The sequence below is a fragment of the Nostoc sp. genome (assembly GCF_036917465.1).
GTDB lineage: Bacteria > Cyanobacteriota > Cyanobacteriia > Cyanobacteriales > Nostocaceae > Nostoc.
Genome location: NZ_JBALDL010000037.1, coordinates 1 through 3,657 on the forward strand (window position 1 = coordinate 1; position 3,657 = coordinate 3,657).

Here is a 3,657-nt window from a genome sequence, read left to right on the forward strand (position 1 = left end):
GCAGAGGTTGCCATCGCCCAAGCCATATCCACCGAATTAGCCGATCTTTGCCGACAAATCGAAAGCGGAGCCGTATTGAAGAATGGCGATCGCGATGCCTTACTAAAGGTTGCCAAAACTGCTATCGCAACAGTTGTAAAGGATACGAAGGATACAAAAGATCCCAAGGATACGAAGGATATAAAAGATCCCAAGGATGGGAAGGAGTAGCCATGTCATCCATTGAGCTTCTGCAACGCCAAATCCACACAGCCCAAGAGCTGCAAGCCGTGGTGAAAATGATGAAAGTATTAGCAGCATTAAACATCCACCAATACGAACAGGCGGTTGCGTCCCTCGCTGAGTGTAACCGGATAATCGAAATGGGTTTGCACGTCGTACTCAAGGCAGCACATACACATGATGCTTCCCTCCAACATGATAACGGTGATGGCTTCAAAACTTACTCACAATCCCTTACGAGCGACCTTGGTCGTTGCGGCGTAATTATCTTTGGTTCTGAGCAAGGGATGTGTGGTCAATTCAACGAACAGATTAGCCACTATGCGATCAGTTGGTAATTATATACTAGACATCTCCATAAATCAATTAAGACCCCTCTCCAAACCTCTCCCCGTTGGCGTTAGCCTGCCGTTAGGCAAGCGGAGAGAGGCTTAATTCCCGTGATATTTGTATGTAAATTTAAGGTAACTAAATCTTTTCTGGAGATGTCTACTAGATCAACTATTATGCAAGCAAGCTATTTAAGCTAGTAATAGAGTTGTTTCAATCTAGGGGATAAGAATGTGAAGGTTTGGCTTGCTTGCTTTTTGGTGCTGTTTGCCTTGGCGGAACTGTTTGACTGGTTGCAAGAATTTAATCTGCCATTACCTATCTATATTTTGGGTGGCGCTTTTTTAGCTGTTGCTTCTAACTATGATAAGATTATTGGCTCATATTTTGACGATCCAAGTATGGAAGCATCACTCGAACAACCACAGTTAGATTCACTAACCCCATCTCCTAATCCTATTTCTTTCCCAATTGCCAATTCTGTTGAAGATGCCCAAACATCTCAAACAGATGATTAGCCGCAGAGCGCGACGTTGTTTTTCTTAACTCTATGATTGAGGTTACACGTCATGCTTTAACATTAGGAATATGTCAAGGTCTCTAATCAGTAAGTAAATTGCTACATTAATAGTGAAGCTCAGGTTAATTAGCTTTTAACCTAGAGTCTGAAAATCAACTTCTGCGCCTGCAACCAACATCTAACCAATTCAGGCTACCGCCACAACGCTGTGATTAGTGGATTATTAGAAAAACTCCGTGTCCCCTTTGTCAAAGTTCAGGATTCCCGTGAAACCTTTAAGGGCAAAAGCTGGTTGCAAATTATTTTAGTTACTAGTGTAGGAGTAACCGCCTTTATCTGGGGAATTCGGGAACTCAAATGGTTGCAGCCTTGGGAGTTAAGAGTTTACGATCAAATGTTGCGATCGCGTCCAGCACAAAAACCTGATAAGCGAATTTTACTGGTAAAAATCACTGACAACGATCTTAAACGAGAGAAATGGACTCTATCAAATAGGACAATCAATCAGCTGTTAAAGAAAATAGAGTCTTATGAACCGCGAATTGTTGGTTTATATCTTTTCCAACCAGAAAACAACAATTTGGCAAATAATTTCCCAAATCAAGACAACATCATTACCACCTGTTTGTTCAGCAGCTTGGGTAGAGATGAAATTCCACCACCGCCCAATTTTCCTATAGATAATGTTGGGTTTAGCGATGTGGTTGCTGACAATGAAAACGACCAAATTCTTCGCCGCACTTTGTTATTTGCTAACTCTACAGACAATAAATGTACAACATCATTCGCATTTGGGGCGCTAATAGCAATTAATTATCTGGAAAAGCAAGGCATTGAATACCAGTTTACTAAGAAAGGTAATTTTCAGTTAGGTAAAACACTGTTCCCACGTTTACAAGCTAATTCTGGTAGCTACCAACATCTGGATGCAAATGGCTATCAAATATTATTAAATTATCGTCACCCCGACAGCCTCGCCGATCAAGTAACCCTTACACAAGTCCTCAGTGGCCAAGTCAACTCCAGTTTATTCAAAGACCGTCTTGTAATTATTGGCACTACAGCAACTAATTTACCTCCAGGCGGCTTTTATACACCCTACAGCGCTTTGCCAGATCAACCAGCTAGAATGCCTGCTCTGTTTATTCATGCACAGATAGCAAGTCAACTCATCAGTACAGTGTTGGATGGACGACCTCTAATTTGGTATTGGCCTGACTGGGCGGAACTTATTTGGATATGGGGCTGGTCGCTTTTAGGTAGTGTTTTAGCATTGCGGTGGCAAAATCCGTTGTTTTTGCTAGTGGTAGTAGGGACAACTCTACTCGGTTTAGTAGGAATCTGCGTTGCTTTGTTTTTACAAGCCGGATGGGTACCATTAGTTCCCTCTGCTCTTGGTTTGGTGATTAGTAGTATCTGCGTGATTGCTTGTACTAGTTACTACAATCAGCGACAAACTCAGGTGATTATTTTGCAAGTTGAAAAACAACAAGAAGTGATGTCTACGACGGGCTACGCCTACGCAGAATTAAATGTACTCTTAGAAGACAAAACAGCAATTCCCAATTCATCTCTTGATTTCCCTACCCCAATTGATTCACCAGAAATAAAATCAGGTGATTTGCTTTTGGGTGGACGCTACAAAATCTCTCAAGTTCTTGGTGCAGGTGGATTTAGTCGCACTTATTTAGCACAGGATACTCAACTACCGGGTAATCCGATTTGTGTAGTTAAAAAGTTAATGCCAGCCCGTCAAGATACACGCTTTTTGCAAATTGCTCGCAGGTTGTTTAATAGTGAAGCTGAAATATTACAATCTTTGGGTAAACATCATCAAATTCCCGAACTACTGGCTTATTTTGAAGATGACCAAGAATTCTATTTAATTCAACAATATATTGAAGGACATACTTTAAGTGAAGAGTTACCACCTGTGCAGAATGTGCAAAACGAATCATTTGTGATAGGGATGCTTAAACAAGTTTTAGAAGTTCTAGAATTTGTTCACCAGCATCGAGTGATTCATCGTGATATCAAACCGACTAATATTATTAGATGTGTTAAAGATAATCGGCTGGTATTAATTGACTTTGGCGCTGTGAAATTGATGCAACCGCCAAGTAGCGAACAAACAGAATTAGCCACAGTAGCCATTGGGACGCGGGGTTATGCACCTCCAGAACAATTTGCCGGTCATCCCCGCTTATGCAGTGACATTTACGCTTTAGGAATGATTGGTATTCAAGCTATAACGGGAATACCACCACAAGAACTTTACCCAGATCCAGAAACTGGTAATGTGATGTGGCGGGAAACGGTGCAAGTGAGTGAAGAATTAGGAGAAATTTTAGATAAAATGGTTTGTTATCATTTTAGCGATCGCTATCAATCAGCCGCCGCTATTTTACAAGATTTGAAACGGATATAACTGCGATTTCTAATATACCTTAGTCAATTCACGATGCGGCAAAATAACAAATGAGTTCGCCGAAATAACAAATGAGTTCGCCGAAATAACAAATGAGTTCGCCGAAATAACAAATGAGTTCGCCGAAATAACAAATGAGTTCGCCGAAATAACAAAT

The 3,657-nt window shown here is 41.0% G+C and carries 4 protein-coding genes; all 4 read left to right on the forward strand.

Translation table 11 applies throughout. The features are described 5' to 3' along the window. Positions 1 to 210, forward strand: a 210-nt coding sequence (locus tag V7K38_RS07220) for a hypothetical protein (protein WP_334856588.1), incomplete at its 5' end; no start/stop codon positions are given. Between the two features lie 2 nt (positions 211 to 212). Next, entirely contained in the window at positions 213 to 560 is a 348-nt protein-coding gene (locus V7K38_RS07225) for a F0F1 ATP synthase subunit gamma (RefSeq protein ID WP_334856590.1), read from the forward strand. Positions 561 to 785: 225 nt separating this feature from the next. Beyond that, positions 786 to 1,070, forward strand: a complete 285-nt coding sequence (locus V7K38_RS07230) for a hypothetical protein (RefSeq protein ID WP_334856592.1) — start codon at positions 786 to 788, stop codon at positions 1,068 to 1,070. 210 nt (positions 1,071 to 1,280) lie between these two features. Next, positions 1,281 to 3,500: a CHASE2 domain-containing serine/threonine-protein kinase gene (locus V7K38_RS07235; protein ID WP_334856593.1), complete on the forward strand. Its 2,220-nt coding sequence runs from the start codon at positions 1,281 to 1,283 to the stop codon at positions 3,498 to 3,500. The last annotated feature ends 157 nt before the right edge of the window (positions 3,501 to 3,657 follow it).